15 protein-coding genes are annotated in these 15,727 nt (G+C 37.5%); 6 read left to right on the forward strand and 9 right to left on the reverse strand.

Going from position 1 to position 15,727, the window contains the following annotated elements:
* Nucleotides 1-38 precede the first annotated feature (38 nt).
* A complete protein-coding gene (locus ArsFIN_RS02505) occupies nucleotides 39-248 on the forward strand; it encodes an ogr/Delta-like zinc finger family protein (RefSeq protein WP_071846838.1) in 210 nt (69 codons plus the stop codon).
* Nucleotides 249-376: 128 nt separating this feature from the next.
* On the opposite strand, the gene ArsFIN_RS26170 is transcribed toward ArsFIN_RS02505, so the two are convergent.
* The 5 genes from ArsFIN_RS26170 to ArsFIN_RS02525 form a co-directional block, all read right to left on the reverse strand.
* Entirely contained in the window at nucleotides 377-550 is a 174-nt protein-coding gene (locus ArsFIN_RS26170; protein ID WP_155846964.1) for a hypothetical protein, read from the reverse strand.
* A gap of 957 nt (nucleotides 551-1,507) precedes the next feature.
* Complete coding sequence (locus ArsFIN_RS02510; RefSeq protein ID WP_246067320.1) at nucleotides 1,508-4,168, reverse strand: toprim domain-containing protein; 2,661 nt, start codon at nucleotides 4,166-4,168, stop codon at nucleotides 1,508-1,510.
* Between the two features lie 101 nt (nucleotides 4,169-4,269).
* Nucleotides 4,270-4,599 (reverse strand): DUF5347 family protein, encoded by a 330-nt coding sequence (locus tag ArsFIN_RS02515; RefSeq protein ID WP_026821538.1) that lies wholly within the window; start codon nucleotides 4,597-4,599, stop codon nucleotides 4,270-4,272.
* Between the two features lie 264 nt (nucleotides 4,600-4,863).
* On the reverse strand, nucleotides 4,864-5,373 hold the full coding sequence (locus tag ArsFIN_RS02520) for a phage regulatory CII family protein (RefSeq protein ID WP_026821539.1): 510 nt from the start codon (nucleotides 5,371-5,373) through the stop codon (nucleotides 4,864-4,866).
* A 29-nt stretch (nucleotides 5,374-5,402) separates the two neighbouring features.
* Nucleotides 5,403-5,627 carry a helix-turn-helix transcriptional regulator gene (locus ArsFIN_RS02525; RefSeq protein ID WP_026821540.1) on the reverse strand — a complete coding sequence of 75 codons (225 nt, stop codon included), beginning with the start codon at nucleotides 5,625-5,627 and terminating at the stop codon, nucleotides 5,403-5,405.
* A gap of 135 nt (nucleotides 5,628-5,762) precedes the next feature.
* On the opposite strand from ArsFIN_RS02525, the gene ArsFIN_RS02530 reads away from it, so the two are divergent.
* The 3 genes from ArsFIN_RS02530 to ArsFIN_RS02540 are packed head-to-tail and all read left to right on the forward strand — an operon-like array spanning nucleotide 5,763 to nucleotide 8,305.
* Entirely contained in the window at nucleotides 5,763-6,350 is a 588-nt protein-coding gene (locus ArsFIN_RS02530; protein WP_026821541.1) for a phage repressor protein CI, read from the forward strand.
* Nucleotide 6,351: 1 nt separating this feature from the next.
* Nucleotides 6,352-7,281, forward strand: a complete 930-nt coding sequence (locus ArsFIN_RS02535) for a hypothetical protein (RefSeq protein WP_026821542.1) — start codon at nucleotides 6,352-6,354, stop codon at nucleotides 7,279-7,281.
* The gene (locus tag ArsFIN_RS02540) at nucleotides 7,268-8,305 is read left to right on the forward strand and encodes a phage integrase (RefSeq protein ID WP_026821543.1); all 1,038 of its coding nucleotides are present in this window, start codon (nucleotides 7,268-7,270) and stop codon (nucleotides 8,303-8,305) included. Before ArsFIN_RS02535 ends, ArsFIN_RS02540 begins: the two co-directional genes overlap by 14 nt.
* 549 nt (nucleotides 8,306-8,854) lie before the next feature.
* Here the strand turns inward: ArsFIN_RS02540 and rpoD are convergent.
* The 3 genes from rpoD to rpsU form a co-directional block, all read right to left on the reverse strand.
* The gene (rpoD, locus tag ArsFIN_RS02545; RefSeq protein ID WP_026821544.1) at nucleotides 8,855-10,702 is read right to left on the reverse strand and encodes an RNA polymerase sigma factor RpoD; all 1,848 of its coding nucleotides are present in this window, start codon (nucleotides 10,700-10,702) and stop codon (nucleotides 8,855-8,857) included.
* 184 nt (nucleotides 10,703-10,886) lie between these two features.
* Nucleotides 10,887-12,629: a DNA primase gene (dnaG, locus tag ArsFIN_RS02550; RefSeq protein ID WP_026821545.1), complete on the reverse strand. Its 1,743-nt coding sequence runs from the start codon at nucleotides 12,627-12,629 to the stop codon at nucleotides 10,887-10,889.
* 112 nt (nucleotides 12,630-12,741) lie between these two features.
* Nucleotides 12,742-12,957, reverse strand: a complete 216-nt coding sequence (gene rpsU / locus ArsFIN_RS02555; protein ID WP_026821546.1) for a 30S ribosomal protein S21 — start codon at nucleotides 12,955-12,957, stop codon at nucleotides 12,742-12,744.
* A 322-nt stretch (nucleotides 12,958-13,279) separates the two neighbouring features.
* Here rpsU and tsaD point away from each other — a divergent pair, with 322 nt between their 5' ends.
* The gene (tsaD, locus tag ArsFIN_RS02560) at nucleotides 13,280-14,320 is read left to right on the forward strand and encodes a tRNA (adenosine(37)-N6)-threonylcarbamoyltransferase complex transferase subunit TsaD (RefSeq protein WP_026821547.1); all 1,041 of its coding nucleotides are present in this window, start codon (nucleotides 13,280-13,282) and stop codon (nucleotides 14,318-14,320) included.
* A 22-nt stretch (nucleotides 14,321-14,342) separates the two neighbouring features.
* On the opposite strand, the gene plsY is transcribed toward tsaD, so the two are convergent.
* Complete coding sequence (gene plsY / locus ArsFIN_RS02565) at nucleotides 14,343-14,999, reverse strand: glycerol-3-phosphate 1-O-acyltransferase PlsY (RefSeq protein ID WP_026821548.1); 657 nt, start codon at nucleotides 14,997-14,999, stop codon at nucleotides 14,343-14,345.
* A 367-nt stretch (nucleotides 15,000-15,366) separates the two neighbouring features.
* Between plsY and folB the strand changes: the two genes are divergently transcribed.
* Nucleotides 15,367-15,723, forward strand: a complete 357-nt coding sequence (folB, locus tag ArsFIN_RS02570) for a bifunctional dihydroneopterin aldolase/7,8-dihydroneopterin epimerase (RefSeq protein ID WP_026821549.1) — start codon at nucleotides 15,367-15,369, stop codon at nucleotides 15,721-15,723.
* Nucleotides 15,724-15,727 lie beyond the last annotated feature (4 nt).

Genomic DNA, 15,727 nt, shown 5'->3' on the forward strand with positions numbered 1-15,727 from the left:
GTAAAATTAAAGCGTTACATCAATCGGAGGGCTTGCACGTGCGAGTATTAACCATATTCTGTCCAATTTGTAGCCAAAAAGCGATCATTCGTAAATCAAATAGAAAACATCATGAAATTTCCGACCTGTATTGTGCCTGTACTGATGTGGAATGCGGTCATACCTTTGTTCTGAATTTAATCTTTAGCCATACTTTAAGCCCCAGTGCCAAAACAAACTGTGCGTTACTCCAGCCGTTAAATTATTAAAACGAGAGCCGCTTGAAATTTTAACCCTGTTAAACACCTCGTCAATATTTCCTTTCAATCTGGAAAATAAATTTTTCCGAGGTACTCCTTACAATATTATTCGAACTTAATAACTACTAACAGTTGATTTAGCTTTTTTCAGAAAGCGTTATTAACGATTGTTTAACCTCCTCAGATAATTCCATAATCATATCGAGAATAATTTCTCGCTCATGTTGATTGTCTATTTTTGGGTCTGTTGCCAGTTTAGATAGTGTATTGATGCGCTCCAAAGTCACAACGATATTGAATAAATCGTTCATAGTTTACATTTTCCTTTAACTGGAGCACCCCGAAAACACCCTATTCTGAGCGATTAATAATAAAATATACATAAAATCAATGAATTAATGACTATTTTCTCATCAATAAAATTTTACTGAGATAAAAAATACTATCCTTGTCCTATTGTTAAATTTTTGTGAGTTTAAAAAAAGAAAATTCTTTAGGGATGGGGGTATGTTTCGGAAAATCCTTACATGCCTTACACAGCAAAAAACAGCCTATAAGCCCTTGAAAATAATGGATTCTTATGTAAGGAAAAAACCCTTACAAAATCTTACATCATCCTTACATATAATAAAATCAATAAGATAGCTTTTAAAGTTGTAAGGAGTTGTAAGTCTTACATGTAAGGATTTTGTAAGGGTTTTGTAAGACTTTCCACTTTAATTATTTTCCTTTAAAATCATAAACTAATATCATAATTTTTAATTTATAAGGAATGTAAGGGTTTTCCGAGGTATACCCAAAAATTGTGGAAGATATTTATATTGATCAAATAATAACCATAAATATTAGTTTATTATTATATTTATGTATTATTTAACCTGAGTTCGGGATAAGCGGTAGTTATGAGAAAACAAAAATAGCTCATTTATCAATAAAAACCTTTTAAAATCAATAAAATGATAAAAAAAGGAAATATTTTTAGTTGGTTGTAGGTTAAAAAATAAGCTATTTTCTTTGCTAAAATCATGAAAAAAGCCAAAATTCAGCACTGTTTTATGTAATAATTTTAATTTAAGTAATTGAATATACAATAAAAAATTTTATATTTCTTATCCCGAACTCAGGTTATTTATGTATCCGAGATAACTTGTGTTCTATCTCTGCCTTTGTGTCTATTTTTAGTTTGGGTGATGGCACTCAAGATGATGTGATAAAAACAAAAAAACCTTAACGTTTGTTAAGGCATAACATAGCAAACCGAGATTGAATTATTTTTTTTCAAATATCCAGCATTCTAACACGTCCGGTTTTTTTAGTGTGCTCGCCTTGGGTAAAGCGGCATTGTAGGCAGCATTAACACGACTGCGTATACTTTTAGTTCGAATAAAGTGCCGTTTTTTCCCTAACTTTAACCGCCGTTTAATGTTAACGATATCACCAAAAGGCTGACGTTTTTCACTGGCAATCTGGATGAGCTGGTTAAAATTGATGGCAAATTCATTCTCTTTTGCGCTATGGTTTACCCCGTAAATATCTTCAGTATCCAAATAATCAAACATCGCCCAAAATTCGTTAATATCATCCGGATCATCGTGTACCGCTTTGACACGCTCTTTGGCTAAATTAACAATAAAAGCCCTCGTTTCTTCAATGCGCTGCGATGAAACAGAAATCACCTGTGGCAACATTTCTAAAAAAGCAATCATCTGGGCGTGGTTACGGGCAATGCGAGTGTGATGAATTGCGGGATCCGCATACAAAATTTTCTCAATCTCTTCGTAACGTTCACAAGCTGTCTGGAATATTTTATCGCCTTGCATTAACACTTTAGGTACAAAACCGGATACCGTATTAATTGGATAGCGCTCAAGTCTTGTTGCTGCTTCTTTAGTCACTTGAGAATGGTGACGCTTATCCGTTGATAAATGGATCAACCGTTCTGGAATGGCCGTATCCTCAGTCATAATAGGTGCATTTTGACCAATAACGATAGCGCCTCTAAATATCAGTTCTTCGGTATCGTTACTTCCGCCTTTTCGCCCTACGCTACGCAATAGTCCACTATCATAGATATTTTTTAATTCATTCCAGTCAAAGGCACGTAATTTAGCATTATTTTGGTTACGATCACTTTCAATCAAACAAACGGGAAGATTGCTGACTTGTGCAAAGCTACGAGCGCGTCCGGCTGCGGTTGATTTCGAGGGATCAAACCCTTCATAATTTTCACGGCCAAAAAGGCGCCACATAAATTCCAGTAAAGTACTTTTTCCACTACCCGGTTCCCCGAAAATTTCCAAGAAGGGATAGGTCTGTAAGTGGTCACGGATTTGTTCAGCAAATAAGGCACCCAGCCAGAAGGCTAGCACTGTATAACCTTTGACACCAAATGCCAGCCACAAATCATCAATCCAATCTGTGGTAAATTCATTGAAATTAAGATTAAACTGTAAAGCAGGTTGTGAAGCTAGAGTTTTGATATCTAATTTTTCTAGTGAAAAATAATCTTCTTGATTAAGGGAGTACACTTTACCGTTTTGGATCGCAACCTGATTAAAAATATAGGCATCATAGCGTTTGTTATAACCGACATAGTTTTGAGTCTTGACCTCTTTAATTGTTGGTAAAGTGCGTTTTAGGATTTTATCAAGCTGTTGTGTACTGCCGGTGTACATAGCCCCTTTAGCAATATGCAATAAGCGTTTTTTGAATTCACTGCTGCTAGTTAATTGTGTTGCGGTAAATGTCGCTTTTACGTTGTGCTGCTGGTGTGGAAACGCTACGTCGATGTAATACCAGGATTCATCGGTTTCAACCGACTTTTGAAAATAAAGCGGTGTTGGATAACAATTAGCAATTTCAATAACAATGCCTGATTCTTTAACGGCTTTTTCCCGACTCTCATCGTCATGCAATGTTGGTTCAGCTTCCTTTATACGTTCAACGGCTTTCATCATTTTGTCAATATCGAGCTTAAACCAGTACAGACGATTGTCATGCCGGAAATCAAACTCTGTTCGCTCCGTCCACTGAAACATCAATCTGGCACGATCAAAAGCCGTATGCGTTAATAATAACTTACCGTAATAGCGATAACGCGCGATATTGTCTTTTGTCAATCGCCCTTTAATATGCAAATCATTCCAATCATGCTGGTCATCCACATCCCCTGGTCGTGCCGCCGTTGCTAACCATCCTTCGTCGCGACTACGTGAGACAAATTTTTTTATTGCCTTTTCACCCGCCTTTCCATTATCAAGTGCCCAGATTAATACCGGTTTTTTATTTTCACCCAGCGCAATTTTAAGCTGGGCTAAGGCATGTTCTGGGTAATTATGACAACTCATCAGAGAAACCGCATATAACCCATTTTGAGCAAGACTAATCGCATCAAAAATCCCTTCTGTTAGCCAAATTTCGGTTGCTTTTGTTAAATCCTGTTGTGGTAAACTCCACCACTGCCCTTTATAAGCCCCAAAGAAATTGGCTTTGCGGTCAAATCGTTGTGGGTTATCGATAATACGTTCCCAGTAAGCGCCATTAGGTAGGGCGAATTTTACGGTTGCCGAACCCAACCCTTTAGCGTGATAACTGGATTCAATATATAACCCTTTTAATGGCGCGATATCCAATCCTCTAGCCTGTTGCAAATAGGCATCCGCCGCGGCATTTGGGGCTTGTTGTGTTTTAGGATGGTACGCTGACCAGTTATCGAAAATATCCGGATAGATTTCTTTAACAATAATTTCGGCACCACATTTATTTTCACGACCACATTTGAGTACAAAAGGTTTTTCAATGGCGGTAAATAATTCCTTTTTTTTGCAATCTGGGCAGATACCTTGCCGTAAATACCCATTTTGTTCTTTAAATTGGAATTCCTGAATTAATTTTGAGATAATTAAATTCAATCGCATAGCATTTATCATCGAGTTAACTCCCAAAATGCACTTTTATCGTGCATTTTTTAGGTGATTTTTTAGGTAAAAGAATTCCCTGACGTTGGCGTCATTAAATCAATCAATTATATTTAAAGGGGGATGACGATATTTTTGGGTATTAATCCAACCAATGCCTGTAATTGAAATATCGCATAAATAATTGCCTGTTTCTCTTGATTATCAAATTTTAAATGATGTTTTTTATTATCAATATTAGCTAAATAAAAAATCAAATTAACGAAGCGTTTATTATGTTTTCGTAAATATTCAATAAAGTCTGAAAGACATTTATTATTAGGGTCGTTATTAAAATAAACCGTTCTTAATTGAGCGCATCTTATTAAACCATCAAACCTTTGGTTTATTGATAAACCCGTATTCCAATAAGTGCTCATTTCTTTTTTATTGATATCACTCATATTATTTTTTATTGCTTTAATAGAATGAATTAAAGGTGAAGTTCATTACTCTTTATTTCTCATTATCATGATTTGATAACAATCGTGATAAAATAAAAAACAAATAAAACGCCAAATAAAAGAATTAATTTATCTATTAACCCTAATTTCTTTTTTTTATTATTAGAACGATAACATTTAACAGACTCTCCCGTTAAACGATATTGGTTTTCTTGATGTCGTAATCTGTTCATAATATTCCTTAATTTATCCGTTGTACTCATTTCATATTAATGACGCACTCACGCCGGTCAAAACATCAACGGTTGACCCCATTACAGGATGAATATGTAAACGTGTTGAAATAGTGACACTGGCTAACGTTAAACATTTAATAGCCGTATTAACCGATTTTTTAAAATTGGCTATCCGCAAATGATTAAAATGGCCGCCGGTTACTGTTTCATTGGCTAATTTTCCCACTTCTGCTGTCGCACATAGCACACAAGTAGGTATATTGATTTCATTGACTTGATTGATGGGAATTGCGGGTTGGCACCGTAGTTGTTCCAATAAACCATCAAGTAAAGAGGCATCTTCGGTGATATCAGTGAGTTTGATTAAATCAGAACAGGTCAATCGGTGTGGTTGCTCGGGATTCAACTTATTGCGCAGCATTTGTGAATTAAAACCAATAGATTTTGCTATATGAGCTAATTCACCTTTATGAGAAATCGCAAACATACGGCAAGCGTCGTCAAATTTTGCTTGTTTGGATGCTTGATAATCAAACATAGCTTTCATTCTCCTAAAGCGAATAATGACTAGGCATGAAGCGAAATATTGCACTCTGACAATGATTCAACAGTGATTGCAGCAAGATTAATAAACACTGTTCCTTGCTTTAAATCTTTGTGTTTTTTTCGAACAGGTAAACGTCCATCAGCAATCATATTACGAACTGAACTTTCTGATAGTCCAGTACGCTTGCAATACTCGCTAACTGTAACGTATGGGTCTGGAATGGTTATTGTAATGTTTGGGCGCATAAGGCAAAATCTCCTATTCAGTATATTTGATTCTATTTGTGCTTATTTCTCAATTAGCACAATAATAATGTGCAATATGCACATAGTCAATCGTTATTGCAAAATAAATGCGCATTTTGAGAATTGGATTTAAATATGGCTACCTTTGAATTACAGATGGATTCAGACAGCACGCCTGTCCTAGACAGAATTATTGAAGCTTATGGATTCAGCTCAAAAATTACTCTAGCTCAACATTTCAATATGGCAGCAAGTTCTTTATCTTCACGTTATCGTAGAGGTGGATTTCCAGCTGATCTTGTAGTGCAATGCATGGCTGAAACTGGCGTTAGCTTGCAATGGCTCGCCACTGGTCATGGTAAAAAGTTTGATGATGAAGAATTGGATATACTTCGTTTAAAGAAATATAAAATAATTGATGGCGAAGAGTTTGACTCAGGTATAGGCATATTTGACAAAGCATTTTTTAAACAGGGGGTGCCATTTCCAAGTGAGCCAATTATGGTTCAAGATGGACAAAATTATTTTATTGTTGACCGTAAATTTGGTGAGGTATATGACGGTAAATGGTTAGTCCGTATAGATGATAAAATTAGCATAAGAGAATTGACTAGAATGCCTATGCAACGTGTTCGCGTCTCTGGTGTTGGCATGGCTTTTGATTGCGACTTAATAGCTCTAACAATTCTTGGTCGAGTTATCAAAAAGATAAAGGATTATTGATATGAGTAAGATTTTATTTGCGCTAAAAATACTAGTAGTATTATTTTTAGTTTTGTTTTTTGCAGCAGGACTAAATCTTACTTTAACACCAAATGAGAAAGATAAAGGTGTTTCAATATTCATGTTGATTGTGACAGGCTCTTTAATTATTTGCTTATCACGTTGGTGGTTTTTTTCTAAAAAAAAGAAAGAAAAAAAACAGGAACAGCAAATTCGAATAAAAAGCGATATAGAAGAAGAGGCGGTAAAAGAGTTTTCTCAGAGACCTATAATCACTCAATCAAATGATGTAGCACCTCCAGCTAGAATTGTCACAGTTGATGAGGTATATGAGGAGTTAATAAAGACATATGTCATGGAGAATGGTAACTCTCTCATCTGGCAGGGAACAACAAAGCCAGCATCATTTAGAGTTAGAGGGGAAACCAATAAGTTATATGGGATCTTTACACGATTATATATCTATGAAAATGGTGAATTTTATTTAGAGTTAACTGACCCTACAACGGGTGAAGTATCCCTTATAGCTGAAAAAGAAATTATCACAGCGATAACCGTTGGAGCTTCGCGATATGATTTTAAAGACCTTTGCAAAAAGAATTTTAAATTAGATTTACACGAACTTTTTGAATATGCAAAAGATGTCCGGTATGCAGCAAAAGAAATTAATTTAATTGCAGAATTCCCCGCTATACCAACAACATTTACTTACTTATCAAATTCAGGCAAAACAAAAAGAACGGTTGATATCACTCAATATAAAAAGAATGGCTATGGTGATGAATATTTTGCTGGTTATTGTCACACAAGAAATGAATTCCGAACTTTTGCTGCCAGAAAAATCCAAACAATGATGGCTAGTGAAGGGCATAAAAAATATTATTTTAATGATTGGTTAACAAACGTTGCTGGTATAAATGTCAATAACTAAACAATCCGATGGACGCTGGCGTTTAGACTTTTACCCAGAAGGTAAAAAGGACGGTAAGGGTAAGCGAATTAGAAAAACATTCACCACTAAAGGTGAAGCGATAGCCTATGAACGTTACATCTTGGATAATGTTGACAACCAGCCGTGGTTAGGTGAAAAGGAAGATAGGCGCAAGTTAATTGAATTGATTGATACTTGGTACAATTCACACGGTGTAACTATTGATGATGGTGACACGAGAAAATCAGCAATGATTTATGCGTCTGATTGTATGGGCTTGCCTTTAGCAACTGAGTTTACCGCTAAATTGTTTTCGTCGTATCGTGAAAAAAGGATATCTGGAAAACTTAGACGGACAGAACGTCTAGATAAAGTTTCACCACGTACAATGAATTTAGAGTTAGCTTATTTCAGGGCTATGTTTAATGAGCTAAAGCGACTAGGGGAATGGAAACACGAAAACCCAGTTGAATCCATCCGACCTTTCAAAACCGAAGAAGCTGAAATGTCTTTTTTGGATCATGATGAAATTAACTTGTTACTTAAAGAATGCGTGAATAGCTCAAACAAGCATTTATTAACCGTCGTTAAAATTTGTCTGTCTACAGGGGCGAGATGGTCGGAAGCTGAGTCTTTAAGAGGTTGCAACGTTAGTAAGTTTCGAATCACTTATACAAATACAAAGGGTAATAGAAATAGAACAGTTCCAATAAGCGAAGAACTCTATAACTTAATTGCAGAAAAAAAGACAATAGGGGCTTTATTCTCATCTTGTTATTCAGCGTTTCGCACCGCATTAAAAAGAACCAAAATAGTATTGCCAGACGGTCAAATGTCACATGTATTGCGCCATACATTCGCATCACATTTTATGATGAACGGTGGTAACATATTAGTGCTGCAAAGAATACTAGGCCATACTGATATTAAAATGACAATGCGCTATGCACACTTTGCACCCGACCACTTAGATGAAGCTGTTAGATTAAATCCGTTGGCATTAAGTGAGAGCAAAGGTGAATAATTGTCCCCTTTGTGCCCCCTCAAGTTATAAATCGTTAATGTTATTTGGTGCTATCTGTCATTTAACCTTTTGATTTTATTATAAGTTATTGTTTTTATTGACGCTATCACATTACTCATAATCGCTTGGTCGCTGGTTCAAATCCAGCAGGGGCCACCAAATTTAAGCTGCGATAGTAGCCAATCAACACCACTCTAATGAGTGGTGTTTTGTTATTGTAGCCAAAGATTTTAGTGTGTTTTTTGCGTGGAGCGGGTTTATTACTGCAAGGTAGGAGCTACTGGGGTAATAATTATTGATGTTTTTAGTGCAATTAAACCAGCCATTCCTGTAATAAAACTAGCAATGAGTTTATGTTGGTGGATAATTAAATATCAGACAGCAAAGTTTGATCGATGGTGTTTAAGAAACGTTTTGTTATTGATATTAATAGGGCATTTACACTGGCTAAAACTTTTACTAATGATCGGTTTGCTTAATTATCGCTATCAATAAAAAAGCACCTATCGAGATAGGTGCTTTTTACTATTCTAAAAATAAATAATCGTTTCATTCATCCAAGAAACTACGCAGTACTTCTGAACGGCTTGGATGGCGTAGTTTACGTAACGCTTTTGCTTCAATTTGGCGGATCCGCTCGCGGGTAACATCAAACTGTTTACCCACTTCCTCTAAGGTGTGATCCGTATTCATATCAATACCAAAGCGCATACGTAGAACTTTTGCTTCACGGGTCGTCAAGCCAGCCAGAACTTCGTGGGTGGCTGAACGCAGACTTTCTGAGGTAGCAGAGTCTAAGGGGAGCTCTAAGGTCGTATCTTCAATGAAATCACCAAGATGTGAATCTTCATCATCGCCAATTGGCGTTTCCATCGAAATAGGCTCTTTGGCAATTTTTAGTACTTTACGGATTTTATCCTCAGGCATTAACATGCGTTCTGCCAATTCTTCAGGTGAGGGTTCACGTCCCATTTCCTGTAACATTTGGCGAGAAATGCGGTTCAGTTTGTTGATCGTTTCAATCATGTGCACTGGAATACGGATAGTGCGTGCCTGATCAGCAATTGAACGGGTGATCGCCTGTCGGATCCACCAGGTTGCATAAGTTGAAAACTTATATCCACGACGGTATTCAAATTTATCGACCGCTTTCATTAGACCAATGTTGCCTTCCTGAATCAGATCAAGGAATTGCAAGCCTCGATTGGTGTATTTTTTAGCAATAGAGATAACTAAACGTAAGTTAGCTTCAACCATCTCTTTTTTCGCGCGACGCGCTTTCGCTTCACCAATAGACATCCGGCGGTTAATATCTTTTACCTGTTCAATGGTTAAACCGGTCTCTTCTTCAATCTGTTGTAGTTTTTGCAAAGAGCGTTGTATCTCTTCTTCGACTTCAACTAATTTTTCAGACCAGGGTTTATTCATTGCTTTTGCCGCAGCTAACCAATTAACATTGGTCTCATTACCTGAGAATAAGGTAATGAAGTTTTTCTTCGGCATTTTGCATTGTTCAATACAGAGTTTCATGATGAGGCGCTCTTGAGAGCGGACACGCTCCATCATATCACGCATATTGTTTACTAAATAATCAAACTGTTTTGGTATTAAACGGAACTGTTTGAAAATCTCAGACAACTGCTCAATTTCTGCGATTGAATTAGCATGGTTACGGCCACTTTTTTGAATTTCAAGGGACGTGCGTTCATATTGTTCACGAAGCTCTGAAAATTTTTGCCGAGCGAGTTCTGGATCGACATTGTTTTCATCACTGTCGTCACTATCCTCATCTTCGTCTTTATCTTCATCTTCGTCATCATTTAGGGCTTCTTCCGGTAACACTGAACCGATATGGGTTGCTGTCGGTGCTAAATCTTCTTCAGCGTTAGGATCAACAAAGCCGATAATAATATCAGATAGGCGGGTTTCACCTTTTTCAACACGTTGGTATTGGTCTAATAGATACGCGATAGCCTCAGGGTATTCAGCGACAGAGCACTGAACCTGATTAATGCCATCTTCGATGCGTTTAGCGATATCAATTTCGCCTTCACGGGTCAGTAGTTCTACGGTACCCATTTCACGCATGTACATTCGCACAGGATCGGTTGTGCGGCCTATTTCACTTTCAACACTGGATAATACCTGGGCAGCAGCCTCAACAGCATCATCGTCAGTATCAGTGGCGGTTTCTGCCAGAATAAGATCGTCGGCATCAGGCGCTTCTTCCATCACTTGAATGCCCATATCATTAATCATTTGGATGATATCTTCGATCTGATCTGAATCGACGATATCTTCCGGCAGATGGTCGTTGACCTCAGCATAGGTCAGGTAGCCTTGCTCTTTACCTTTGGTAACTAGTAGCTTCAGCTGTGACTGCGGGTTATGCTCCATAAGACGGTATCCACACTTCATAATTTGGGTTGGTGTTGGTCGGCGAAAACAAGTCAGCCAACAATAAAATTAAAGGGAACTTAATTATTTTATGTGCCATGCCCTTTACATCATGGCAACTTACAGGCGTTTGCCCTACTTTGTGCGGCACTTAAGCCGGATGTTTTTTTACTTTTCAAGATTACTATTTTACTCTTGCAATAGTAATTAAACGAACTTCTTCACGTTCTTCACTGGTTAAACCTTCTGTTCGCTCTTTTGCTATTAGAGATTCGAACCTTTCATCAAGTGCGGTAATAAATAAATGTTCCAAGGCATCCTTGAACATTTTTTCCGCTATCTCTTCTATCTCTATATCGTTCCAAGTTGCCAGTTTTTCAAGTTGTTTAACAAATTTATTATTACGATAGCATTCCAGTAATTGACCAGTAGTTATGCCAGGATGAGATTGACAAAGCTCAACTAACTCTAAAAACAGCATTAATCCTGGTAATTGTGAGTGCTTAATGCCATCAAGAGTAGGAATTAGGCTCACAAAATTTGGATTTTGAACCAATAATGCGATCAATATTCGCATGGTTGTTGTTTTAATTTTTGGTGCTTGATAATTTGTTTTTTCAGCCAATCCTTTTTCAATCATAGCCAGAATACGCGAAGTATCAGGAATACCAATAAAACTACCTAATTCTTGTGCTAAATATAACTGTAAAGTATCACCAGGCACTTTTTTGATTAAAGGAATAGCAAGACGATTAAATTTTGCTTTACCTTCATGACTAGCTAAATCAACTTGTGCAACCAATGTATCAAACAAAAATGTAGACAAAGAGTGTGACTTATCCATTCGTTGTTCAAAATTTGCTTTACCTTCTTTACGTATTAGTGAATCAGGATCCTCACCATCAGGTAAAAACATAAATTGTAGCTGCCGGCCATCACTCAAATAGGGAAGCGCTGTTTCAAGCGTTCGCCATGCGGCTTCGCGACCTGCTTTATCCCCATCATAACAACAAATAACCGTATCTGTTGTTCGGAAAAGTAACTGGATATGCTCTGCCGTTGTTGATGTACCTAATGATGCTACGGCATAATTAATACCAAACTGCGCCAGAGCCACAACATCCATATAACCTTCGACAACTAATAGTTTAGAAAGTGCCGGATTATTTTGGGTTGCTTCATATAGACCATATAATTGGCGGCCTTTGTGAAAAATCTCAGTTTCTGGTGAATTGAGATATTTTGGTAATGTATCATCTAAAACACGACCACCAAAAGCTACAACACGTCCTCTACGATCTCGGATCGGAAACATGATGCGTTCACGAAAGCGATCGTAGGTACGACCATTATTATTGGTAACTAACATACCGGCAGCATCTAGCTGTTTATGACTCTCAGCATGTTTAGCAAAATGCTTGAGTAGGTTGTCCCAGCCGGTTGGTGCAAAACCGATAGAAAAACGATGAATAACTTCATCACTTAAGCCACGTTGTATTAAATATTGTTTTGCCTTCTGTGAGTCTAATTTATTTAATGAACGTTGATAAAATTGATTAACTTCATTCATTAATTGATAAAGATTTTGCCGCTGATGTCGCTCTATTTGATTTGAACTGTTACCGGTTTCATAAGGAATTTCCAGCCCATGCAGGGTAGCAAGTTCTTCAATTGTTTCGACAAAATCAAGCTTGTCATAATTCATCAGAAAATCAATGGCATTACCATGGGCACCACAGCCAAAACAGTGATAAAATTGTTTATCGCCATTAACAGTAAATGAAGGCGTTTTTTCATTATGAAATGGACAACATGCGTGATGGTTTTTGCCTTGCTTTTTTAGCGGCACTTTAGTATCAATAAGATCAACGATATCGGTTCTAGCCAATAAGTCATTGATAAATGTACGCGGAATTCTTCCAGCCATAAACTCTTCATTGATGAAAGATAACAAGCCGTGCTTCTTATTAGGAAGCACGGCCTTTTTGTAATCACTTAATCACTGCTGTCGAATTGTTACGGTTGCTGAACCGCAGCAATTAGTACAAACGAGTACGACGTGCGTTCTCGCGAGCCAATTTTTTAGCGTGCCGCTTTACTGCTGATGCTTTTTCACGTTTACGTACAGTCGTTGGTTTTTCATAGAACTCACGACGGCGCACTTCAGCTAATATCCCTGCTTTTTCGCAAGAACGCTTAAAACGACGCAGCGCTACGTCAAATGGCTCGTTTTCACGTACTTTAATTACCGGCATGTGCCTTTCACCTCAAAAAAATCGGTTTTTGCTAGCAATATCATAGCCAGCTCTCTTCAAAATGGTGCGGAATTTTACTTCAATGTGTAGGGCTTTGTAAAGTGCTGTATAAAAACGAAACGCACAAAATCAGCCAATTAATTATTTTTAATGAAAAAATAGTTGGCATAGTCTAGCTGATAATGGATAAGCCATACAAATTATTTATGTTAATTATAACTGATTTAATCCAGATAGACAGTTATTTATTTGCTGAGAAGTTGCACCTTTTTTACCTAAATAGTGATAAACTTGCATTATTAGCGAAGGTGGTGAGTAATATATGCGTGTTTTAGGTATAGAGACATCTTGCGATGAAACGGGTATCGCGATTTATGATGATCAAGTAGGTTTGTTAGCCAATCAATTATATAGCCAGGTAAAATTGCATGCCGATTATGGCGGCGTGGTGCCTGAATTAGCTTCTCGCGATCATATTCGTAAAACAATTCCTTTAATTAAAGTGGCACTACAACAAGCGGGTTTAACCGGCAGTGATATTGATGCCGTTGCTTATACCGCAGGTCCAGGTTTGATCGGTGCTTTATTGGTGGGAGCAACAATTGGGCGTTCATTAGCGTTTGCCTGGCGAGTACCGGCTATCGCAATTCATCACATGGAAGGGCATTTACTGGCACCCATGCTGGAAGAAAATCGTCCTGAATTTCCTTTTGTGGCATTATTGGTTTCCGGTGGGCATACTCAATTAATTAATGTCATGGCGATTGGTCAATATCAGCTATTAGGCGAGTCAATTGATGATGCTGTGGGTGAAGCTTTTGATAAAACAGCAAAATTATTAGGTTTGGATTATCCGGGTGGGCCGGCATTGTCATTGATGGCCCAACGAGGGCAGGTTGGTCGTTTTGTATTTCCTCGTCCGATGATAGATCGCCCTGGACTGGATTTTAGTTTTTCAGGTTTAAAAACGTTTGCGGCCAATACCATTCGTAATAATAATATGGATCAACAAACCGCTTCGGATATTGCTCGGGCATTTGAGGATGCCGTTGTGGATACATTAGTGATCAAATGTAAACGCGCTTTAGAGCAAACTGGGATTAAGCGGTTAGTTATGGCCGGTGGTGTAAGTGCAAATCGCACCTTACGAGCGAAAATGGCAGAATCGATAACAAAAATTGGCGGACAGGTTTTTTATGCTCGACCCGAATTTTGTACCGATAATGGCGCGATGATAGCGCTAGCTGGCATGATCCGTTTAAAAAATGGCGTCAGTGACAGTCTGGATATCACTGTTAAAGCGCGTTGGCCGCTGGCAGATTTGTCACCGTTAACATTCACATCGCTACATAAATCAACTTAAAGCATAAAAATTAATAAAATGATCAATCATTTTTTTCTTGTTTTTTAGAGGATTGAATAATTTCTTTATCAGTTTTTTCGCTTTTTTTCTTTATTTTTTGCCATATACGGCTCTCTTGTCCTCGCCATAGACGCTGAATGTTATCATGATGACGAAAGAGTATTAAACATGAAAGCATCGCCACCGGGAAGGTGAATTCCGGTTTGAACCACCAAACATAGAAGGGAGCTAATAGAGCAGTGACAATAGCGCCTAATGATGAATATCCGCTGAGTAGAACAGTGAGCAGCCAGGTACCCGCGATAACGCCAGATAAGCCCCAGCCAATGGCGACAATAGAACCAAAAGCAGTAGCAACGCCTTTCCCGCCTTTAAAATGAAAAAAAATAGGGTAAATATGGCCTAAACAAGCGGCAATAGCGATAATTCCAAGATAAAAGGGAGGGACATTTAAATAATAGGCTAGCCAAACTGGGATCATTCCTTTTAGAATGTCGCAAATAAGCACAGCTACAGCAGCGGCTTTACCACCGATACGTAACACGTTGGTTGCTCCAGGATTCTCGGAACCATGATGTCGAGGATCAGGAAGACCTATCAATCGGCAGATCAAGACGGCGCTTGAGATTGAACCACAGAGGTAGGCGAAGATAATCATGCCAAGTGCGATTGCACTCATATCATTACTCCAAATAATCAAGATCTTTTTTAACTTAAGGTATTAATAATACTTGTATTTTATCGAAATATTATTTGCATACCGCGTTTTGAAGATCATGGTAATATCAGAACATTAATAAAATATACAGTATAGTTGTTAGTAAAACTAACAAATATCTATCCTAGGTTTATTTTTAAGTTGTGGTGAATTATTTTTTCAACCTTTTGGTTTTTTGGCAATATTTAGCAGCATAATAATTTTTTATTCTCTATTATTACCGCAAATTTTACTAAAATGTGTGATGATAGGGTCATTTTCACAATGATAAAAGATAAGTCTCTGGATAGTATTCATTGGGATAAATTAAAACATGAGAGAAGGGTAAATGGATATTATATTTATTGAGCAATTATCAGTATTCACAACCATTGGTGCTTATGATTGGGAACAAACTATCCAACAAAAACTGTTACTCGATATCGAAATGGGATGGGATAATCAGCGTGCAGCTAAAAGTGATCAAGTCGAATATTGTTTAGATTATGCTCAGGTTAGCCATGTGGTAATAAACCATATAGAAACACAAAAATTTGCCTTGATAGAACGGGTTGCACAGGAGGTTGCTGATATTATTTTACATCAGTTCAATAGCTGTTGGGTACGAGTTAAAGTCTGTAAACCTGGTGCCGTGGCTCGGGCTAAACAGGTTGGTGTGATTATTGAGCGAACAAAATCGGCTTAGGCTA

It is taken from the genome of Arsenophonus nasoniae (assembly GCF_004768525.1).
GTDB classification, from domain to species: domain Bacteria; phylum Pseudomonadota; class Gammaproteobacteria; order Enterobacterales; family Enterobacteriaceae; genus Arsenophonus; species Arsenophonus nasoniae.